The sequence below is a fragment of the Rohdeia mirabilis genome (assembly GCA_007750655.1).
Taxonomy (GTDB): domain Bacteria; phylum Planctomycetota; class UBA1135; order UBA1135.
This window is the reverse complement of sequence record CP036290.1, coordinates 647,982-668,846: the sequence shown is the minus strand read 5'-3', so window position 1 is coordinate 668,846 and position 20,865 is coordinate 647,982. Positions and strand designations below refer to the sequence as shown.

Below are 20,865 nucleotides of genomic sequence, written 5' to 3'. Positions count from 1 at the left end.
AGAAGCGTCGAGCAGGCGCTCGTCCGAGGCTAGCAGAAGCCCGCCGAACGCGTCGCGAGCGGCCGACGACGCGAGACGCCCCCGACCCCGAACCGCTGATGAGCGGAACGGAGTCGGGGGCGTCGCGCGCGGTGCGAGTCGCACCCGAACGGGCACGGCTCCACCGGCGATGGCCGAGTCACTTGCCGTCGGTCGCGTCCTCGATGGCATCACTGGCGTCGTCGACCGCGTCGCCTGCTGCGTCGGCGGCGTCGTCGGCGGCGTCACCGACCGCGTCGGCGGCGTCGTTCACCATGTCGGCCGCCTTGTCGGCCGGCTCTTCCTTGGTGCAGGCGGGAAGCAGGAGCACGCCACCGAGGGCGAGCAGGAGGGAAGCTGCGATCTTCATCGTTCGTGTCGTCGGGGAGGGAGTTCGAGGTGCGGGCGCGGCGACGACGAGCGTCGATCCGCCCCATCAGGGCGCCGATCGGCGCTCCGTTTCGCGAACGACCCCAACCGATCCGAGGTCCCGGATCAACGCTGGCGCCCTCAATCGACCCCGGACCTCGCCTGAATGCCCCGTGAGGCGCCCCGCTCCCTCAGTCGTCGTCACCCTCGGCCCCCTCGCCGAAAGCGTCGCCGCGGCGCGTGCGATCCGTCTCTTCGCGGCGCGTGTACCTGACGCCGCCGAGGATCACGAGGCCGACGGCGACGATGCCGACGAGCGTTCCGAGCGAGAGGATCTGGTCCATGGGGCCTGTTCGGTGCGAGCGGAGACGCTGAGCGGATCAAGCGCGGACGAACGAGAGCTCGAGCCCGCGCCGCGAGACGTGGAAGAGGCGCAGGCCGTTCGCGCGCAGGGCGGCGACGGCGCGAAGCGTGTGCTCGAGGCGCCACGGCCCCTCGCCGTGGTGGAACTCGACGAGCAATTGGTCGAACTCGGGCCCGTGCTCGAGGGCGTCGGCCAGCACCTCGTACTCCGCGCCCTCGACGTCGAGCTTGAGCAGGTCGATGCGCGCGTGGCCGAGCTCGCGCGCGACGGTCGCGAGCCGCGCGACGGGCAAGAGCGGCCCGTCGCCTGTTCCATCGACGGCGAGCGTGTAGTTCGCCGAGCGCTCCTTCGCCGGCGCCTCGAAACGGCGCTCGCCGTCCGCGCCCGCCAGACCGCGCGCGTGGTGCACGAACCGCTCGGGCAACGCCTGCCGTGCGAGCCACGCGACGCTGCGCGGCGTCGGGTCGAAGGCGTGGACGGTGACGCCGAAGCGCTCGATCACCGCCAGGTCCCAGGCGACGTTGTCCCCCACGCCGCCCGAGTACACGATCGAGTGCGCGCCGAGCCCGCGCGGATCGAAGACCCAGGTGCCCGAGCGTTCACCGAGCGCGATCGCCTCCGGAACCACGAGGTCCGGACGCACGCCGCCGCGCTCGAGGGCGCGGCGGCGCCGCCAGTCCTTGTAGGGAGCCTTGAGCGAACGCACTGGCGGCGCGCCCGCGCTCAGGCGAGCGCCGAGGTGACGACCTCGAACACGTCCTTCGAGATGCCGTTGGTGGCCTTGATGCGCTCGAGCTCGGCCTTCATCAGTTCGCGGCGCGTCGGGTCGTAGCGCTTCCACTGGTTGAAGGTCTTCGCGAGGCGCGAGGCCACTTGCGGGTTGAAGGCGCCGATCGCGAGCACGTGGTCGGCCACGAAACGGTAGCCGTCACCGCTCGGGTCGTGGAACCCGGTGGTATTGCCGGCCGCGAAGACGTGCACGACCGAGCGGGCGCGGTTCGGGTTCTTGACGTCGAAGTCGTCGCGCGCGACCAGTTCACGCACACGCGCCGGAGCGCCGGGCAACTGACTCGAGGACTGCACCGTGAACCACTTGTCGAGCACGAGCGGATCCGTGTGCCACTGCGCGTGGAACGCATCCAGCGCGCGCTGACGTTCGGGCGCGTCGATCTCGCACAGACAGGCGAGGCCCATCTGCATGTCGGTCATGTTGTCGGCCGCGTCGAAGTGCTCCCAGGCGAGGGCGATCGCTTCGTCGCGGCCACTCGCACAGATGTAGGCGAGCAGCGTCCCGTTCAGGGCGCGGCGGTGCACTTCTTCCTGCGAGTGCGTGTAGGCGCCGGTCGGACGACTCGCGCGGTAGGCGGCGAGCAGCACGTCCCAGTTCGCGAGGGCCAGCGCGCGGCGGAACGTGGTGCGCGCGGTGTGCAGGTGGTCGGGCTGGATGACCTCCATCTTCTGCGCCAGCACCGACTCACCGGGCATCACGAGCAGCAGCGCCTTCATCGAGCCGTCGAGTCGCGCGTCGCCGAGCACCTGACCGAAGGCCGCACTCTGCTCGGGCGTCGGCACGGCTTCGGTGCCCGCTTCGGCCGCGGCCAGGATCGCCGCACCGAACAGGCGCTGGCCGGCGTCCCAGCGGTTGAAGTCGTCGTCGTCGTGGGCGTAGAGGAACGCCAGCTCCTCGTCGGACTGGGCGAACTCGAGCTCGACCGGCGCCGAGAAGTCGCGCAGCACCGAAGGCACGGCGCCGGCGGGAACGTCTTCGAAACGGTAGGTGCTCTTCAGCTCCGTCAGTTCGAGGACCGTCTCGTCGGCTTCCTGCGCGACGCCATCACAGCGCAGTTCCACGCGCGCACCGTCGCGCCCGATCACCGCGAACCGCACCGGCACGTGCATGGGTTCGAAGTGCTCCTGCCCACGCGGCGCCTTCTGCTCGAACGTCATGAGGAGGGCGTCGCCGTCGCGCTCGGCAGTCACGGCCAGCCGCGGCGTCCCCGCCTGCAGGTACCAGCGCTCGAACTGACCGAAGTCGCGGTCGTTCGCATCCGCCATCGCGACGCGGAAGTCGTCGCAGGTGACGGCCTGTCCGTCGTGGCGCTCGAAGTACAGGTTCATCCCCTTGCGGAAGCCGTCCTTCCCGAGCAGCGTCGCGTACATCGCGATCACCTGCGCCCCCTTCTCGTACACGGTCGCCGTGTAGAAGTTGTCCATCGCGATGTAGGACTCGGGCCGGATCGGGTGGGACATCGGGCCCGCGTCCTCGGGGAACTGCGCCGCGCGCAGGCCGCGCACGTCGTCGATGCGCTTGACGCCGTAGGACGTCATGTCGGCCGTGAACTGCTGGTCGCGGTAGACGGTCAGACCCTCCTTCAGCGTCAACTGGAACCAGTCGCGACAGGTGACGCGGTTGCCGGTCCAGTTGTGGAAGTACTCGTGACCGATGACCGCCTCGACGGCTTCGAAGTCGGCGTCGGTGGCGGTCTCGGGGCGCGCCAGCACGAACTTGGAGTTGAAGACGTTGAGTCCCTTGTTCTCCATCGCGCCCATGTTGAAGTCGCCGACAGCGACGATCATGTAGACGTCGAGGTCGTACTCGCGACCGAAGCGCTCCTCGTCCCACTTCATCGACTTCTGCAGCGATACGAGGGCGTGCTCGCACTTGTCGATGTTCTGGGGCTCGACCCAGATCTCGAGGGCGACGTTGCGGCCGCTCATCGTCGTGAAGCGTCCCGCGTGGCACGCGAGGTTGCCGGCGACGAGCGCGAACAGGTAGCTGGGCTTGGGCCACGGATCCTCCCACTTGACGCGTTGGCGGCCGTCGCCGAGATCGTGGTTCGCGACGCGGTTGCCGTTCGAGAGGAGGATCGGATAGCGCTCGCGCTCGGCCGTGATGGTCGTCGTGTAGCGCGCCATCACGTCCGGTCGGTCGAGGAACCAGGTGATGCGCCGGAAGCCCTGGGCCTCGCACTGGGTGCAGAAGTTGCCCGACGACTTGTAGAGGCCGGAGAGCTCGAAGTTCTTCTGCGGTTCGATGTGCACCACGGTCGTCAGTTCGAACGCGTCGGGCACACCGGCGATCGCGAGGGAGACGTCGCTCTCGACGTACTCCGCCCCTTCGAGCCGCCGCCCGTCGATCGCCACGGACCGAGTCACGAGGCCTTCGCCGTCGAGCTCGAGCGGCGCCCCCGCCTCGCCCGCGGGGTTGCGGCGCACGCGCATGCGGGCGCGCACCTCCGTCACCTCCTCGCCCAGGTCGAACTCGAGGTCGACGGTGTCGATCAAGTAGTTCGGGACGCGGTAGTCCTTGCGGAAGACGGGCTGCGGCGCGGTCTCTTGGGCGGTGGTCATCGAAGGCTCGAGCTGAGGGTTTCGGAAGGCGACCAGGATAGCGCGTGACCGTAGACTCGCCCCGTGCGACTCGTCCTGGCCTCGACCTCCACCTATCGCCGTGATCTGCTCGCGCGTCTCGGGCTCGCTTTCGAACAGCGGGCGCCGGACGTGGACGAGGAGGCCTGGAAGGCGAAAGGCGCCGGGCCGCGGGAGTTGGCGCGCCAATTGGCCGCGGCGAAGGCCCGCGCGGTCGCGGACGCTCTCGGCGACGCGGAGGCCGTCGTGATCGGCTCGGACCAGGTCTGCGCCGTCGGCGACCGCGTGCTCGGGAAGCCGGGTGACGCCGCGGGCGCGCTCGAGCAGCTGCGCACGCTGCGCGGTCGCTCGCACGAGATCCTGACCGCGGTCTGCGTCGTCGGCCCCGGCGGCGATTGGGAGCACACGGACGTGGCGCGCCTCTTCGTCCGCGACCTCGACGACGCCGCCCTCGAGCGCTACGTGGCCGCCGACGAGCCCTACGACTGCGCGGGCTCGTACAAGCTCGAGGCGCGCGGCATCGCCCTGTTCGAGGCGATCGAGTGTGCCGACCACACGGCGATCGTCGGCCTGCCGTTGATGGCGCTGGCGGGCGACCTTGCGCGACGCGGGTTCAGGCTGCCGTGAACGAGCGGCCCGGAGGGAGCGGACGATCGGAGCGCCTGGGCCCCGAGGAGGTCCAGCGCGGCCTGCGACTCAGCGTGGCCGAGGGCGCCGCGTTCGCGATCATGGTCGGCCTGGGCGAGACCTACATCATCGCGGACGCGGTACGCCTCGGCGCCTCGACCCTGATGCTCGGACTGCTGGTGTCGCTGCCGCTGTTCGTGGGCTCGCTCGGTCCGTTCCTGTGCCTGCGGCTGCTCGCCCGGGTCACGAAGCGCCGGCGCCGGATCGTCGTCGCGGCCAACGTGCTGCAGGCGCTCAACCTTGTCGCCCTGGCCGCGGTCGAGCTGGCCGGTGCGGGCACGCCGACGCTCCTGCTCGCGGCCTACGCGCTGCACCAACTGCTCGGCCAGGCGGCGGGCACGGCCTGGACCTCGTGGTTCGGCGACCTGATCCCCGCCGAGGTGCGCGGCAGCTACGTCGCGCGCCGCAACCGCGTCGTGTACGGCGCGATCGGCGTCGGCATCCTGGTCGGCGGGTTGCTGCTGCAGTGGCTCGAGCCGGCGGACTCGATCGCGTCCGGCACGGGCGGAATCGGCTTCGCTCTCTTGTTCGCGCTGGCGGGCATCGCGCGCGGCATCAGCGCCCTCTTGAGCGCGCGCACGCCCGAACCGCCCTTCGCCGGCATGTCGACCGGCCCGCGCGTGCGCCGCTTCCTGTTCACGGAACGCGGGACGCGCGCGCGGCGGCTGATCCTGCTCGTCTTCGCGATCCAGTTCACCGTCTACCTCTCGAGTCCGTTCTACACGCCGTTCATGCTGGAGGACCTCCAGCTGTCGTACGTCGAGTTCACGGTCGCGAGCCTGATGGTGATGGGCGTCAAGGTCGGGATCCTGCCGTCGATCGGCCGCGCCATCGACCAGTTCGGGCCGCGTTCGACGTTCTGCATGACGCTGATCCTGCTGGCGCTCGTCCCGCTGCCGTGGGTGTTCGCGACCGGGTTCTGGGTCATCTTCGCGGCGCAGTGCTTCTCGGGTCTGGCCTGGGGCGGCTACGAGGTGAGTCTGTTCGGACTGCTCGTGGGGTCGAGCTACCGCGGCACGCGCGCGCAGGTCTCGGCCGTGCAACAGCTCGCGAACGGTTCGGCCCAACTGCTGGGAGCGATGGCGGGCGCGGGGATCGTGGCGCTCGCGAGCGGCGACCTGCGCGTGATCTTCGCGGTCAGCTGCGCGGCGCGTCTGTTGGTCGCGTTCGCGGCGCCGATCGTGCTGCCGGCCGGGATCGGCGAGACGTCGGTCGGGCCGCATCGGCTCCTGCTGCGCGTGGTCGGCTTCCGCTCCGGTGGCGGCATCGCGCTGCGTCCGGTCGGCGGATTGACCGAGGATCCAGAGGTCGAGGTGGGGCTGGACGACGAGGATCCGCCCGACGATGGTGAACTCGTGGGCGCCGATCTGGTGCGCGGCGACGGGTCGGAAGTCGGATCCGCGGAACCGAGCGACGCGCGCGGCGACGAGTCCAACGGTTCGAGGCACGCGCCGCCCGGATCGACGCGATGACGGGCGACCGCGAAGGGCGCGACTGTGATCCGGTGCTCGCGCGGCTGCTCGTTCTGCAGTCGTGCAAGGCGGCCTGGTTCTGGCTGCCCACGTCGTTCCTGTTGTTCGCGAGCCGTTTCGGCAGCGAGACCGCGCTGACCCTCCTGGGCGCCTACTACCTGGCCGGCGTCGTGCTCGAACTGCCGAGCGGTTGGGCGTCGGACCGTTTCGGGCGGCGCGCGACGTTGCTGGTGGCGATGGCGATGCAGGCCGCGGGCGGCTGCGCGATCGCGTTCGGCGAGTCGTTCGGTTGGTGCGTCGCGGGCCAGGTCGGACTCGCCGGCGCGACCGCGTTCGTGAGCGGCACCGACACGGCGCTGTTGTACGACTGGCTCAAGCGCGACGACCGCCTCGGCGAGCTGACTACTTGGGAAGCGCGCGTCGCGACGGTGGGCTTCGGCACGGCCGCGGTCGCGACGGTCTCGGGCGGATTCGCCAGCGCGTGGTGGCTCGGCGCCGGCTACCTCGGCACCGGGCTCGCGGGCCTGGTCGGACTGGTGGCCGCGCTCGGCATCCGCGACGCGCGCGAGCCGGACCAGGTGGCCGGCGGCGCGCGCGGCGACTGGGGCCGACTGCTCGGTTCGCTGCGGCATCCGCGCCTCGCCTGGCTGGCCGCCTTCGCCGTGTCGATGCAACTGTTCAACCACGTGCCGCTCGAGTTCCACCAGGCCTACGCGGCGCTGCTCGACGTGGACTTCCTCGGCGCCGGCGCACCGACCGAGACGGTGGGACTCGTGCTGGGACTGATGATGCTGCTGGCGTCGGTCGCGAGCCGCCTCTCCCCCGCCGTCGCCGAACGCTGCGGTCCGATCGCGACGCTGCTCGTGTGCTTCGCCCTGCAGATCTCGATCCTGTGGGCGATGGCGCTGTTCCTGCACCCCGCGGTCCTGCTCGTCATCGCCTGCCGCGGCGTGCCCCACGGCATCGCGCTGCCGGTGCGCAACGCCCAGCTGCACGCGGTGCTGTCGGGTCCGTTGCGCGCCACGTTCTTCTCGGGCCAGACTCTGGTGGGCAGCCTGTTGCTGGCGGTGACGCTGATGGTCGCCGGCCGGTTCGCGGGCGGGCCGCTCGAGACGCTCGCGCGGGGCGATCTGACGGGCGTCCTTCTGACCTACGGGGTCGCGGCGCTCGTGGTGCTCGGCGCGCTGTGGCTGTGGCGGCCGCGCGAACGCTAGGCTCGCGGCCATGGACATCCGCGGAATCGACCACGTGCAGATCGCGATCCCCGTCGGTGAAGAGGAGCGCGCGCGCGCCTTCTGGATCGGCGTGCTCGGCTTCGACGAGGTCGCGAAACCGCCGGTCAACGCGGGCAACGGCGGCTGCTGGTTCGAACGCGCCGGGATCGCGCTGCACCTCGGCGTCGAGGCGGACTTCAAGCCCGCGCGCAAGGCGCACGTGGCGTTCCTCGTGGCCGATCTCGACGGGACGCAGCGCGCGCTCGAAGCCGCCGACGCACCGATCAGCGCGGGGGGCGCGATCCCCGGCTACCGGCGACTGTTCAGCGCGGACCCGTTCGGCAACCGGCTCGAGTTCATGCAGCGCGTCGACCGGGTGGAGCGGTGAAGGGCGCGGGGTCGCGCGCACTCGCACGGTTCGTCGCGGCCGCGGTCGTGGTGATCGCCGCAGCCGCTCGCGCGGCGACGCACGTCGACGGACGCGCTGGCGAGCGAGTTGGCGTCGCGCAGGACGGGGAGCACGCGCCGGACGAGGCGCGCCCCGTCACCGGTCGCGCGTTGCCGGAGTTGGCCCCGCTCGACCGGATGATGACGGCGTTCATGGACGCGCACGACGTGCCCGGCGCGGCGTTGGCCGTGGCGCGCGACGGAAAGCTCGTGTACGCGCGCGGCTTCGGACACGCCCGGGGCTTCGGGCGAACGGACCGCGAGCGCGCGCGACCCGTCGAGCCCACGTCGCGCTTTCGCATCGCCAGTGTCTCGAAGCCGCTCACGGCGGTCTGCGTGCTGCAGCTGGTCGAGGCGGGACGCTTCGAACTCGACACGCCGCTCGTGGAACTGATCGACCTGCCCGACGGGACGGCGTTCGCCGACTCGCGCATCGGGCGGATCACGGTGCAGGACGTCCTGTGGCACCGCGGAGGCTGGGATCGCGGCGCGAGTTTCGATCCGATGTTCGCGACACGGCGCATCGTTCGCGAGCAGCGACCGGACGGACCGCTCGACTCGCCGCCGACCAAGGGCGAGATCCGCGACTTCGTCCTCGCGCGTCCGCTCGATCACGATCCGGGCCTGCGCTACACCTACTCGAACTTCGGGTATCTGCTGCTCGGCCTCGCGATCGAGTCGACGAGCGGCCAGGACTACGCGAACTACGCGACGGAACACGTGCTGGAGCCGATCGGCGTGCGCCACATGCAACTCGGCCGTTCGCTGCCCGCGGACCGGCCGGCCGACGAGGTCGAGTACGACGGGCGCGGGCGCACCGGGCGCAGCGTGTTCGGCGCGCCGCCCGGAGCGATCGTCGCCGCGCCGGACGGCTCGTTCCAACTCGAGGTGATGGACGCGCACGGCGGCTGGATCGCGTCGGCGCCGGACCTGGTGCGCTTCGCGTCGGCCGTCGACCTCGCGGGTGCGAACCTCCTCGCGCCCGAGTCCGTCGCCGCGATGGTCGCACGCCCGCCGGGCAGCGAGGACGCGCGGGTCTGGTACGGCTGCGGCTGGTCGGTGCGCGACGTGGACGGCGAGTCGGCGCGCAACCTGTGGCACACCGGCGCTCTGCCCGGAACGTCGGCCTTGTTGGTCGCGCGCCACGACGGGTTCGTGTGGGCCGTGCTGTTCAACGCGCGCGAGGGCGAGGGCGGCCGGGACCTGGCGGCACTGATCGATCCCTTGGTGCACCGCGCGGTGGACGCGGTGGAGGACTGGCCCGAGGACGATCTGTTCGACGAGTTGGACTAGTTCGACTAGTTCGACTAGTTCGACTAGTTCGACTAGTTCGACGAGTTCGACCCACTCGCCTCCACTCGGGTCCAGCGGCCCAGGCCCGCGCCTCAGGGCAGTCGGGCCAGCAGCCGCTCGTAGCGCAGCACCGCCAGCTCGAGGTCGTACGGATGCGGCAGCGGAATCACCGCGTCCGCGAGTTCGTCGCGTCGCTCGCGGGTGATCCGCGCGAGCTCGGCGAGGTCGACGTCGGCGGGCACGCCGTAGCGCTCCAGCAGGTCGAGCACCCCGCTGGTGTCGCCACCCCGCCCGGTGACGAACCAGACGAGATCCCTGCAGGTGTCGCGGCACGCCTCGTCGGACCACAAGGACGAAGGCGTGTGGTCGTCACCGGCACCGAGGGGCGCGGCCGAGTCCGACGCTCCGTCGACACGCGCCCTGTCCGCCTGGTCCATGTGCCCCGTCGGCCCCTCGAAGACGAACGGGTCGTAGCCCACCACTTCGCCACGGGCCAGTTCGATGCACGCGGCGACGAGCTCCAGGTCGTTCGCCGCGACGGCGCGGGTCCAAGCTGCTTCGAGCTCCTCGCGCGCGCGTTGCGGATGGGCGCGGGCGAAGCGCGCGAACTGGACGCGCCAGTGGGGCTCGAGTCGCGATTCGAGTCCCGACCGATCGGGCGCGATCCCCGCGTCCACGAAGACCGCCTCGATCGCGTCCGGAACCAGCCCCAGCCGCGCGACCCCGGCGATCACGAACTCGCCCACGTAGTCGTTGCCCAGATCGATGCCCGAGATGTCCGCGCGCGCCTCTGCCTCGAGCCAGCCCGCCGTGTGCGCGTCGAACGCACTCGCACCGACGAGCTCGCGCACGTCCGGCCACAGGCTCCACAGCACGAGGTGCGCGTCGGGCGCGACCCAGTCGAGCGGATCGACCGGCGGCGCGGGGGTCGTCGTGCGCACGCAACTCGCTGCGCCAAGAACCACCACGAGGGCCGCCGCGCGTGCGACGGCCCTCGTGGCCTCGGTACTCGTACGGCGACGAGCGGCGCGCTCGATCGGCGCGCGCATCAGGGCCGCGGCAGTTCGTCCGACTCGCACGCGCACGCGCCCCCGCAGCCCTGCGGTGCACCGAACTCGGTGACGAACACGCTGTTCGCGCCCTCGTACTGCCAGCCGACCTGGGTCTCGGTGCCCTCGAAGACCAGCGTGTCGGCGAAACCGACCACGGCGCCGGCTTCGGCCATCAACGGCTCGTAGCCGCGGCACTCGGTCATCGTGCAGCACGAGCGGTCGGCGATGGCGCTGCCCTCGAGTTGCACGAGGTCGTCCACGGCGAGGCGGTAGTGGTCGCCCTCGCGCTCGAAGGCGATCGGCACAGCGTGCACGGCGGCGACCGTGCCGAGCGCGTCGGCGTGCTCGGTGCGCGCCCAACGCTCGGCGGCGGCGCGCTGGATGTCGTTCGTGGCGTCGACGAACAGGTCGCTCGAGCGGGCTTCGCCGTCGGCCAGGTTCGCGCCCGAGGCGACGGCCGCGACGACGCGCACGCCCGCGAGATCGACGCCGCCGAACGCGCCTCCGTCGATCGCCCAGGCGACCAGGGCCGCGTCGCCCTGGTGGTCGTACTCGCTGTTCAGGTGGCAGTGGCCGCCCCAGACGGTCACGTTGCGCGCTTCGATGTAGTCGCCGGTCGGCGCCACGGCGGTGGTGAGCGACACCTGCTGGTTCGCAGCGACGGCGCCGCGATCGTCGCCGCAGTCGCAGAGCGAGATGAACGGGAACGCCGCCAGCGCGAGCGCCGCGACACCGACGGTGGGAAGGACGAGGTTCATGGTGGTGGCTCCTGCGTTGGGGCTCTCAGTTCTCGAAACGCGACTCGAAGCACTCGCGACCGCTGCGGCACTCCTCGGGGTGCGCCATGTCGCGGTCGGGCCCGATCACCTGCATCGTGCGGTTGCACCAGCAGTGGTTCGAGGCGTCGAGCACGTCGCGGTCGACGCGGGCGGGCTCGGAGCGCAGCAACAGCTTCTTGCTCGCGAGGTGCGTGCAGTACGGGAACATCTGCGCGGGCGACAGCTTGGTCGACGGGCTGGCAGCGTTCGGATTCGTGTTCTCGGCCATGGTTCGGTTCGGGCTGAAGGGCTCGGAGTCTGGAAAGCGCGGAGCGGTCAGGAGAGCTGCTGGAACGCGCGCGCGATCAAGCCACGGGTGAGCGGGATCTTGTAGCCGTTGTGCGCCAGGGCCTTCGCACCGTCGAGCGCGAGGTCCGCGACCTTCGCGACCGTCTCGTCGTTGACGGGTCGACCCGCGAGCACCCCTTGCACGTCCACGGTCCACGGCTTCGGGGCGACGCCGCCCAGGGACATCCGCGCGTGCCGCACGACGCCGCCATCCATGACGACGGCCAGAGCCACCGACGCGAGCGCCCAGTCGTACGACTCGCGCTCCTTGAACTTGAGGTAGGTGCTGCGCAGGCCCTGCGGCTGGGGCGGAACGATCACGTCCACGACGATCTCGCCGTTCGCGCGCACCGTCTCGCTGGTCATCGGACCGTCGGACGGCAGCGTGTAGTAGTCGGCCAGCGCGACCTCGCGATCGCCGTCGGGTCCGACGAGTTGCACGCGCGCGTCGAGAGCGATCAGGGCCGGCGCCATGTCGGACGGGTGCACGATGTAGCTCGGCCCCCCACCCAGGATGGCGTTGTACTTGTTCATGCCCTCGGCGGCGTAGCAGACCGAGCCGCCCTTCTTCAGGCAGAAGGCCTCTTCGTTGCGGTAGTACCAGCAGCGCGGGCGCTGGTTCAGGTTGCCGCCGAGCGTCGCAACCGAACGGATCTGCGGCGACGCGATCGAATCGGCCGCCTCGGTGAGGATCGGCAGATCGGCGCGCAGACGCGGGTGACCCGCGATCTGCGCGATGGTCGCGTTCGCGCCCAGACGGATCGAACCGTCCTTCACCTCGCCGATGCCGGCCAGTTGCGGCAGGCCGGAGATGTCGACCACCAGGCTCGGTTCGGCCAGGTGCTCCTTCATCTCGGTCAACAGGTCCTGTCCACCGGCGAGCACCATCGTGCTGCGATCGGCGTCGCCCTCGGCCAGGGCCAGCACGGCCTCGCGCAGTCCCTTCGGCTGCAGTAGTTCGAACTTCTCCATGGGATCAGGCTCGCTCGGCCAGGGCGTCGAGGACGCGGTCGGGGGTGAAAGGCACGGAACGCAGACGCGCGCCGCAGGCGTTGAAGATGGCGTTGGCGATGGCGGAGTGGCCGGGGATGCTGGTGGCTTCGGCCATGCCCGTCACGCTCCAGCGGTCGTCCTCGTCGTCGATGATCGAGCGGATGGCGCCGATCTCGCGACTGCCGGCGATCTTGTAGCTCTCGAGGTTGTCGGTCAGGAGCAGGCCGAGCTCCGGGTCGACGATGCGCTCCTCGAGCAAGCCGTACGACAGGGCCTGGATCATGCCGCCGTTGATCTGGCTGCGAACGGCCAGACGGTTGAGCGGCAGGCCGGTGTCCTGGATCGCGACCATGTCGACGACGACCACGCGACCGGTGACGGTGTCGACGCGCACGCGCGCGGCCTGGGCGCCGTGCAGTCGACCGCCGGCGGTCAGGTGGTTCGACTCGTCGAAGCCGGCCGATGCGGTGATCGCCTTGTTGCCGAGCAGTGAACAGGCGTCGCGGAACGGCACGTCGAACGAGCCGTCCTCGGTGCGGATCGAGCCGTTCTCCCAGACGTAGCCGCCGGGCGCGACCTCGGTGATCTCCGACAGGCGCTTCTCGAACTCGACGCGCGCGTTGTGCGCCGCCTGCTTGATCACCGGGGCGATCGAACCGGTCGTGACGCTGCCGCCCGAGCCGACGCCCGGCGGAAGGGCCGAGTCGCCGATGCGCGCGGTGACGTCCTCGATCGTCAGACCGAGTTCCTCGGCCGGGATCGCCGCGACGTAGGTGCGCGAGCCCGTTCCGAGGTCCTGCACGCCGCACGACGAGATGACGCTGCCGTCGCGCTCGATCGTGATGTCGCAGCGTCCGCCGCCGCTTCCGCCCGCGCGCCAGGTGGCGAGACCGAAGCCGATGCCCTCGGTCCAACCGTCGGCGCCGGGCGTGCCGGGCGCGGTCTTGTGCGGGTGCTCGGCCCAGCCGATCTCCTTGGCGACCACGCGCAGGTGGCGCTTCCAGACGTCGTCGGGCGCGTTGCGCATCCGCATCTCGAGCGGACCGATACCGACGGCGTAGGCCAGCTCGTCGACGGCCGACTCCATCACGAACGACGCCTGCGGGTGACCGGGCGCGCGCATGGCGCGGTTCGAGTCGAGGGCCGTGTGCACCGAGCGGGTCTGGGCCGCGCTCGGGCATTCGTAGATGTAGGGGAAACCGGGGAAGCTGCCGTTGCCGACGCCGCCGAGCTTGTCGATGGTGCCGGCCGCCGCGGTCAGCTTTCCGTCCGCGTCGCAGCCGAGCGCCACTTCCGCGTGGGTGCCGGAGCGGTTGCCCGCCATCTGGAACTCCTGCGGCCGGTCGAGCATCAGGTGCACGGGCCGGCCGGTGGCCTTGGCGATCGTGCAGGCGATCGCGCCTTGCAGGTCGGGGCCGAACTTCGACCCGAAGCCGCCGCCCATGTGCTGGCAGACGATGCGCACCTTGCTGGCGTCGAGACCGAGGAGCCCGGCGAACATGCCCGCGTTGCCCGAGACCATCTGGGTCGAGGCGTAGACGGTGGCCTCGCCCGCAGCGGCATCGAAGTCCACCACGCAGCCGTGCGTCTCGAGACACACGTGGTGCTGGATCGGAAGGGTGTAGGTGGCGCGGACCTGGTGCGCGCTCTTCTCGAGCAGCGCTTCGGTCTCGTCGGCACCGCGCGGTCCGCGTCCGGCGCGCACGTTGCCGCGGCGCGTGATCTGGGGCGCTTCGGGATCGAGCGACTGCTCGCGCGTGACGACGGGCGCCTTCGGGCTGAGCATGAAGCGCACGGCGCGCGCCGCGTCCTTGGCCGCTTCCGGTGTTTCGGCCGCCACGTAGGCCACGACCGAGTCGTCGCCGAGGTAGGCCAGCTCGTCGCCGGCGTTCTTCTGGATGCCGACGTGCACGACGCCTTCGATCTGCTGGGCAGCCGCGATGTCGATCTCGTCGACCGTGGCGCGCGGCGTCTTCGCGAGCACGAGGCGCGCGTAGACCATGTTCGGCAGGCGCATGTCGTGGGAGTAGCGCGCGCGGCCGGTGACCTTGTCGGGTCCGTCGATGCGCGGGATGTCGCGATCGAGGACGGTCATCTCCTTGCGCGGGGTCCAGGAGCTCTCCTGGACCGTGAACGAAATGGTCGCCGGGTCGGCGCTCTTGGGATCGCTGCTCATCGCTTCGACCCTCCTTCGCTCTTCGCGCCCGTGCGACCGTCGCGCACGGCTTCGGCCGCGTCGAACAGGTGCCCGTAGGTGCCGCAGCGGCACAGGTTGCCGGACAGTTCGGTGCGGATGGTGTCGCGGTCGGCGTCCGGGTGCTTCGACAGGCAGGCGGTCGTCGCGATCACGAAGCCCGGCGTGCAGAAGCCGCACATCTGCGCGTCCTTGGCCACGAACGCGGCTTGGACGTCGGACATGGCGTCGGGCGAGCCGAGCCCTTCGACCGTGGTGATCTGCTTGCCCGCACAGCGCACCGCGAGCTGCAGGCACGAGTAGGCGGGCTCGCCGTCGATCAGCACCGAACACGCGCCGCAGTTGCCGCGGTCGCAGACCTCCTTGGTGCCGGTCAGCGGGCGTTCGAGGTGGTGGCGCAGCGCCGAGAGCAGCGTGGTGCGCGGCTCGATCGACAGCTTCTGCTCGCGACCGTTGATCGCGAGGGTGACGTCCACCTTCCCGGACAGCGTCGTGCCGCGCGAGGCGGCCTCCTGCTCGGCCTGGGCCGCCGCGGTCTGCGCCGCGAGCGCCTGACCGATGGCCGCGCCGCCGGCCGCGACCGTGCTGGCGCCCTTGAGGAAGGAGCGGCGGGAGAGGGGCGCGGGTGCGGAGCTCGTGGCTCCCTGGGGCGGCGCGTCGTCGCGTCCGTCCGGGGTGGTTCGATCCGTCATGGAAGTGTCGGGGGTGACCGTGGGCCGGGGTGGGCGCCCAGCGTACTCGACGGGCGAGTTGGATTGGTCGGTACGGCGTCAGGCACGAAACTGCCACCGGCCGCCGAAGTCGCTGCGAATCGCAGCGACTCGGCGCGGCCGGTGGCAGTTTCGTGCCTGACGCCGTACCGACCGATCCACCCCGGGCCGACCCCAGTCGGTCGACGATCCCGCTTGGGTTGCAAGGCGCGACCCAGTGCGGCGACGAGTGGAACAGGGTCCCGCGCGGGAAGACCTGCTCGTCGAACAGCTGCGAGGCGTCGATGAAGACGACGGGCGCGCAAACGTCGAACCGGTCGAAGTGGAAGTCGAGGGCGTCGAGCCGGCCTCGGATTGGTCGGTACGGCGTCAGGCACGAAACTGCCACCGGCCGCCGACGACGCTGCGAATCGCAGCGTCTCGGCGCGGCAGGTGGCAGTTTCGTGCCTGACGCCGTACCGACCAATCCACCTCGCGAGAACCGGACCCCGGGCCTGCCCTCCCCACTCGCACGCCGCTATCCTGCCGCGCGGATGGAACTCGAGAAGCTGAAGATCGATCGATCGGGCACCGCGTCCAAGGGTGGCGGCGGTGGGCGCAAGCGCCGCAGCCCGTGGCCCGGACGCGCGATCGTCCTGGCGCTGCTGCTCGGCGCTGGCTGGCTGTTCCGCGCGCCGATCCTCGCCTGGTACGAGAGCGTCACCCTGCCCCAGGTCGAGGTGGTGCGCGCGACGGCGATCACGGCGCGGCAGTCCACGGCCCTCTCGGGCACGTCGGCCAATGGCTACCTGGTGGCGGCCACCCGCGCGGCGCTCTCGGCCGACACGCCCGGCCGCGTGGTCGAACTGAACGTGACCGAAGGTTCGGTCGTGAAGAAGGGCGACGTGGTCGCGCGCCTGTTCTCCGAGGAGTTCGAGGCCGCGGTCGAGCGCGCCGAGGCCGACGTCGAGCTCGCACACCGCGGCGTCGAGCGCGCGCGCGCCGACGCGGCCGCGATCGGCAAGGACGTCGCGCGTTTCGAGTCCGACCTGGCCGCGGCGCGCACGCGCACGGATGCAGCGCGCACCGACGCGGCTCTCGCGGATCGCGAACTCGCGCGCCAGCAGGAACTGCTCGACACCGAGGTCGGCAACGCGCGCGACGTGGACCTGGCGGAGTCCGAGGTCGAGCGCTCGCGGGCGAACGTGGCCACGAACGAAGCGCTGGTCACCTCCGCCGAGTCCGCCCTCGACCAGGCCCGTTCGCGCTTCGCAGCGGCGGAAGCGGCCGTCGCCGAAGCCGGCGCGCGCGTCCCGGTCGCCGAAGCCACCCTGGCCCAGGCCCGCGCGACCCTCTCGAAGACCGAGGTGCGCGCGCCCTTCGACGGCGTCGTGGTCCTCAAGGACGCCCAGGTCGGCGAAGTGGTCAGCCCGAACAGCCAGGGCGGCAGCTCGCGCGGTTCGGTCGTCACGATGGTCGACTTCGCGTCGCTCGAGGTGCAGATCGACCTGCCGGAGACGTCGCTCGCGAAGGTCTCCGTCGGACAGGCCGCGACCGTTTTCGTCGACGCCTACGCGAGCGAACCGTTCGCCGGCACGGTCAGCCGCATCTGGCCCACCGCCAGTCGCCAGAAGGCCACGATCGAGGTGCGCGTGCGCTTCGACGCGGTGGACGAGCGCCTCAAGCCCGACATGGGCGCGCGCGTCGTCTTCCAGGATCCCGGACAGAGCCAGGACGCGGGCAGCGACGCGCCCCGCGAGGGCACGCTCCTGCTGCCGACGAGCGCGTTCCTCGGCAGTGGCGACACGCGCCGCGTCTTCGTCCTCGAGGGCCAGCAGGTCTTCGAGCGCGAGGTCACCGTCGAGAACGGACCGACCGGCCGCCTGCGCGTGCTGACCGGCCTCGCGGACGGCGACATGGTCGTCGAGCAGCCCACGGGCGCGCTCACCGACGGCGCGCGCGTGGCCGCGCGGGGCGACTGAGCCGCGAACGAACCGCGAACGAACCTCCAGCGACGACGACCGCACGCACCGACGTTCGAGAAACTGTCGCCCGGGCCTCGGCGCCGAGCGAAGCAGCGCTGCACACTGCGCGCCGAGGACGACCGGTTCGAGGGCGCACCTACGAGCTGGGAATGCACGAACGCGGCGCCGCGGCGACGAACCGGCGACGACGGAGCCCAGCGGAACGCACCCGATCTCGCATCCGCACTTCGCGAATCGACCGTCGTCGGCACCCGCACCAACTCACCATCGAGAGCGCGTCGATCCCGAGCGCACCGAATCACGGGCGCCAGCCGGAGCCCGACGACTCGCACGCAACCACGCGCTCACCAGCCCTCGCCCGCAACGCCTCGCCCGCCGTCGTCCGAACAGGGCATGGCGGCCCACTCGATCCACCCACGACCCTGCGCACCCCCTCGAACCACCATGTCCGACCAATCGATGATCCAGGCGCGGAAGCTCACCAAGGTCTACAAGCGCGGCGGTGAGACCCTGCGCGTGCTCGACGAGCTCGATCTCGACATCGACGCCGGCGGCTTCTTCGCGCTGATGGGCCCGTCCGGTTCGGGCAAGACGACGCTGCTCAATCTGATCGGCGGGCTCGACGACGCGACGAGCGGCCAGCTGATCGTCGACGGCACCGACGTGGCCGAGCTGACCGGCTCCGAACTGGCGCAGTGGCGCAGCGACAACGTCGGCTTCGTGTTCCAGGGCTTCAACCTGATCCCGGTGCTGACGGCGCTCGAGAACGTGATGCTGCCGCTCGGCCTCACGCCGCTGTCGAAGTCGGAACAGCGCAAGCAGGCCGAGTACGCGCTCGAACTGGTCAGCATGAGCGACCGCATGAAGCACCGCCCGCGCCAATTGTCCGGTGGTCAGGAACAGCGCGTCGCCATCGCGCGTGCCATCGCGACCGACCCGAAGTTGATCCTCGCCGACGAGCCCACCGGCGACCTGGACCGCGACAGCGCGAACGCCGTGCTCGAGCTGATGACCAAGCTCAACCAGGAGCTCGGCAAGACGATCCTGATGGTCACGCACGACCCGCTGGCGGCCGAGTTCGCCACGAACCAGATCCACCTCGACAAGGGGCGTCTGGCCGAGGTGCGCGAGCGTGGCGCGAAGTCCGGCGCGGCGGCAGCCGGCCAGCTCGGGGGCGAGTGACGTGCTGAGCCTCGCCTTCAAGAACCTGTTCGCGCACCCGCTGCGCTCGCTGCTGACCATCGGCGCCCTGTCGATCGCGACGTTCCTGGTCAGCTTCCTCGCGTCGCTCGTGACCGCGCTCGACGTCGGACTCGAGGGCAGCGGCGTGCGCCGCCTGTGGACCCAGACCGCCGTCAGCCTCTTCGCCTCGATGCCCCAGAGCTACGAGCAGAAGATCGAGAACGTCGAAGGCGTGGACGACGTGGTCAAGTTCCAGTGGTTCGGCGGGGACTACATCGAGCCGGAGAACTTCTTCGCCAAGTTCGCCGTCGAGCCCGAAGGCTTCGCCGCCGCCTACCCCGAGATGAAGATGGTGCAGGGGTCGATGGAGGACTTCTTCGCCAACCGACGCGGCGCGATCATCGGCGACCAGCTGCTCGAGCGCTTCCCCGAGTTCGAGGTCGGCAAGATCGTCCCACTGCTCGGCACGATCTTCCCGAACGAGGGCGGCAAGGCCTGGGAGTTCGAGGTGGTCGGCGTCTACACGGCGGAAGAGCCCTACATCGACCGCAGCGCGATGTTCTTCCACTGGGACTACTTCGAGGACACGATCGACGCGCTCGAAGGCGTACCGCCCGAGGTCGGCACGTTCGTGTTCGTCCCCGAGGAGGGCGCGGATCTCGACGTGGTCGCGGCGCGCGTCGACGAGCTCTTCGCCGGCGGTCCGATGCGCACGCTCACGACCACCGAGTCCGAGTTCAACCGCCAGTTCATCGGCATGATCGGAAGCCTCCCCCGCTTCCTCTCGTTCCTCGGCGCCGGTGTGTTCGTCGCGATCCTCCTGGCCTGCATCAACACGATGCTGATGGCGGCGCGCGAGCAGACCCACGACGTGGGCGTGTTGAAAGCGCTGGGCTTCTCGGACGGGCGCATCTTCACGTTGATGCTCGCACAGGGACTCGCCCTGTGCTGCATCGGCGGCGGACTCGGACTGCTGCTGGCCAAGGGCTCCGAACCGGCTTTCCAGGACGCGCTGGCCCGGTACTTCCCGGCCTACCGCGTGACCGACCAGACGTTGCTCGGCGCGGCCGTCATCAGCGTCGCGATCGGCTTCGTGGCCGGCATCATCCCCGCGATCGGCGCCCGCCGCCTGTCGCCCGTCGCCGCCCTGCGCGCCAACGTCTGAGGGGCCCACGCCTCCGCACCGCCATGGTCCCCATCAGCTACACCCTGCGCAGCCTCTTCGTGCGGCGCTCGTCCACCCTGCTCACGATCCTGGGCATCGCCGCCACGGTCGCGGTGCTCGCCGGCGTGCTCGCGCTGCAGCAAGGCTTCGACCGACTCTTCGCCGGCAGCGGCAGCGAGTCCGTCGCCGTGTTCATGCGCCCCGGAGCGAATGCCGAGGGCGAGAGCCAGTTCCCGCGCGACAAGGCCCAGACCCTGATCAAGGGGCAACCGGCCATCGCCACCGACGACCAGGGCCGCCCGCTGGCCGCGATGGAGGCCTACGTGGCCCTGCGTCTGCCGCGCATCGGTGGCGGCGAGACGAACGTGCCCGTGCGCGGCGTCGAGCCGCTGACCTACGCGATCCACGGCGACTCGGTGCGCATCGTGGAAGGCCGCTGGCCGGTGCCGGGCACGGACGAGATCGCCGTCGGCAACAAGCTCGTCGAGCGCATGCAGAACTGCCGCATGGGCGACGTCCTGCCGCTCAACCTCTCGCCCATGCGCGTGGTCGGCGTCTTCGCGAGCGACGGTCCCTACGGCTCGGAGATCTGGGGCGACCTCGACCGCATCCTCGACGCACTGGAGCGCGCGAACCCCAACCGCGTCATCGCGCGCGTGGTGGATGGCACGGACCTCGAGGTGCTCAACGACGAGCTGGAGGTGGATCCACAAGTGCCGGCGAAGGTCCAGAGCGAGCGCACCTACCTGTCGAACCAGACGGGGCTCCTGTCGGCGATCCTGATCACGCTCGGCAGCTTCATGGCGATCGTCATGGGCGCCGCCGCGGTCTTCACCGCGACGAACACGATGCTGTCGGCCGTTGCGTCGCGGACGCACGAGATCGGCATCCTCCTGTCGATCGGCTACCGCCCCGTCCCGATCTTCGTCGCGTTCATCCTCGAGTCATTGGTGCTCGGTCTGCTGGGCGGACTGGTCGGCTGTCTGATCGTGCTGCCGATCAACGGCATCGAGACCGGCACCACCAACTTCGCGACCTTCACCGAAGTCGCCTTCGCCTTCCGCATCACGCCGCTCGTCCTCGGCGTCGCGGTCGCGTTCAGCCTCGTGCTCGGCCTGCTCGGCGGCGCCTGGCCGGCCTGGCGCGCCTCGCGCATGCGCCCGACCGAGGCCCTGCGGCGGATGTAGGGGTTGGATTGTCGGTACGGCGTCAGGCACGAAACTGCCACCGGCCGCCGAAGTCGCTGCGATTCGCAGCGACTTCGGC

General features: G+C 70.7%; 19 protein-coding genes. 9 read left to right on the top strand and 10 right to left on the bottom strand.

Annotated elements, in window-relative coordinates; all coding sequences use genetic code 11:
* Positions 1 to 178: 178 nt before the first annotated feature.
* From Pla163_RS02450 to pepN, 4 genes are all read right to left on the bottom strand, one after another.
* Positions 179 to 388: a hypothetical protein gene (locus tag Pla163_RS02450; protein ID WP_145183036.1), complete on the bottom strand. Its 210-nt coding sequence runs from the start codon at positions 386 to 388 to the stop codon at positions 179 to 181.
* A gap of 190 nt (positions 389 to 578) precedes the next feature.
* The gene (locus Pla163_RS18610) at positions 579 to 731 is read right to left on the bottom strand and encodes a hypothetical protein (RefSeq protein WP_419186229.1); all 153 of its coding nucleotides are present in this window, start codon (positions 729 to 731) and stop codon (positions 579 to 581) included.
* A gap of 36 nt (positions 732 to 767) precedes the next feature.
* On the bottom strand, positions 768 to 1,457 hold the full coding sequence (locus Pla163_RS02445) for an FkbM family methyltransferase (RefSeq protein ID WP_419186228.1): 690 nt from the start codon (positions 1,455 to 1,457) through the stop codon (positions 768 to 770).
* A gap of 17 nt (positions 1,458 to 1,474) precedes the next feature.
* Complete coding sequence (gene pepN / locus Pla163_RS02440; RefSeq protein WP_145183030.1) at positions 1,475 to 4,102, bottom strand: aminopeptidase N; 2,628 nt, start codon at positions 4,100 to 4,102, stop codon at positions 1,475 to 1,477.
* A 63-nt stretch (positions 4,103 to 4,165) separates the two neighbouring features.
* On the opposite strand from pepN, the gene Pla163_RS02435 reads away from it, so the two are divergent.
* From Pla163_RS02435 to Pla163_RS02415, 5 genes are read left to right on the top strand one after another with little or no spacing between them, the layout of a single operon-like run.
* Entirely contained in the window at positions 4,166 to 4,747 is a 582-nt protein-coding gene (locus tag Pla163_RS02435; protein WP_145183027.1) for a Maf family protein, read from the top strand.
* Entirely contained in the window at positions 4,744 to 6,279 is a 1,536-nt protein-coding gene (locus Pla163_RS02430; protein WP_145183024.1) for an MFS transporter, read from the top strand. Before Pla163_RS02435 ends, Pla163_RS02430 begins: the two co-directional genes overlap by 4 nt.
* A complete protein-coding gene (locus Pla163_RS02425; RefSeq protein WP_145183021.1) occupies positions 6,276 to 7,493 on the top strand; it encodes an MFS transporter in 1,218 nt (405 codons plus the stop codon). The genes Pla163_RS02430 and Pla163_RS02425 overlap by 4 nt, the downstream gene beginning before the upstream one ends.
* 10 nt (positions 7,494 to 7,503) lie before the next feature.
* Positions 7,504 to 7,881 (top strand): VOC family protein, encoded by a 378-nt coding sequence (locus tag Pla163_RS02420; RefSeq protein ID WP_145183018.1) that lies wholly within the window; start codon positions 7,504 to 7,506, stop codon positions 7,879 to 7,881.
* A gap of 47 nt (positions 7,882 to 7,928) precedes the next feature.
* Positions 7,929 to 9,233 carry a serine hydrolase domain-containing protein gene (locus Pla163_RS02415; RefSeq protein ID WP_145183015.1) on the top strand — a complete coding sequence of 435 codons (1,305 nt, stop codon included), beginning with the start codon at positions 7,929 to 7,931 and terminating at the stop codon, positions 9,231 to 9,233.
* A 92-nt stretch (positions 9,234 to 9,325) separates the two neighbouring features.
* Here the strand turns inward: Pla163_RS02415 and Pla163_RS02410 are convergent, their stop codons facing one another.
* From Pla163_RS02410 to Pla163_RS02385, 6 genes are all read right to left on the bottom strand, one after another.
* Positions 9,326 to 10,174: a hypothetical protein gene (locus Pla163_RS02410; RefSeq protein ID WP_145183012.1), complete on the bottom strand. Its 849-nt coding sequence runs from the start codon at positions 10,172 to 10,174 to the stop codon at positions 9,326 to 9,328.
* 107 nt (positions 10,175 to 10,281) lie between these two features.
* Entirely contained in the window at positions 10,282 to 11,043 is a 762-nt protein-coding gene (locus Pla163_RS02405) for a DUF1326 domain-containing protein (protein ID WP_145183008.1), read from the bottom strand.
* Positions 11,044 to 11,068: 25 nt separating this feature from the next.
* Entirely contained in the window at positions 11,069 to 11,332 is a 264-nt protein-coding gene (locus Pla163_RS02400; RefSeq protein WP_145183005.1) for a hypothetical protein, read from the bottom strand.
* A 47-nt stretch (positions 11,333 to 11,379) separates the two neighbouring features.
* Positions 11,380 to 12,363: an FAD binding domain-containing protein gene (locus tag Pla163_RS02395; protein WP_145183001.1), complete on the bottom strand. Its 984-nt coding sequence runs from the start codon at positions 12,361 to 12,363 to the stop codon at positions 11,380 to 11,382.
* Positions 12,364 to 12,367: 4 nt separating this feature from the next.
* Entirely contained in the window at positions 12,368 to 14,560 is a 2,193-nt protein-coding gene (locus Pla163_RS02390) for a xanthine dehydrogenase family protein molybdopterin-binding subunit (protein WP_145182998.1), read from the bottom strand.
* Positions 14,557 to 15,270 (bottom strand): (2Fe-2S)-binding protein, encoded by a 714-nt coding sequence (locus Pla163_RS02385; RefSeq protein WP_145182995.1) that lies wholly within the window; start codon positions 15,268 to 15,270, stop codon positions 14,557 to 14,559. The genes Pla163_RS02390 and Pla163_RS02385 overlap by 4 nt, the downstream gene beginning before the upstream one ends.
* Before the next feature lie 551 nt (positions 15,271 to 15,821).
* Between Pla163_RS02385 and Pla163_RS02380 the strand changes: the two genes are divergently transcribed.
* The 4 genes from Pla163_RS02380 to Pla163_RS02365 all read left to right on the top strand — a co-directional run bounded on the left by Pla163_RS02380 (position 15,822) and on the right by Pla163_RS02365 (position 20,786).
* The gene (locus Pla163_RS02380) at positions 15,822 to 17,249 is read left to right on the top strand and encodes an efflux RND transporter periplasmic adaptor subunit (protein WP_419186226.1); all 1,428 of its coding nucleotides are present in this window, start codon (positions 15,822 to 15,824) and stop codon (positions 17,247 to 17,249) included.
* 447 nt (positions 17,250 to 17,696) lie between these two features.
* A complete protein-coding gene (locus Pla163_RS02375) occupies positions 17,697 to 18,434 on the top strand; it encodes an ABC transporter ATP-binding protein (protein WP_145182990.1) in 738 nt (245 codons plus the stop codon).
* A 1-nt stretch (position 18,435) separates the two neighbouring features.
* Positions 18,436 to 19,599 carry an ABC transporter permease gene (locus Pla163_RS02370; protein WP_419186225.1) on the top strand — a complete coding sequence of 388 codons (1,164 nt, stop codon included), beginning with the start codon at positions 18,436 to 18,438 and terminating at the stop codon, positions 19,597 to 19,599.
* 23 nt (positions 19,600 to 19,622) lie between these two features.
* Positions 19,623 to 20,786 carry an ABC transporter permease gene (locus Pla163_RS02365; RefSeq protein ID WP_145182984.1) on the top strand — a complete coding sequence of 388 codons (1,164 nt, stop codon included), beginning with the start codon at positions 19,623 to 19,625 and terminating at the stop codon, positions 20,784 to 20,786.
* Positions 20,787 to 20,865: the final 79 nt, after the last annotated feature.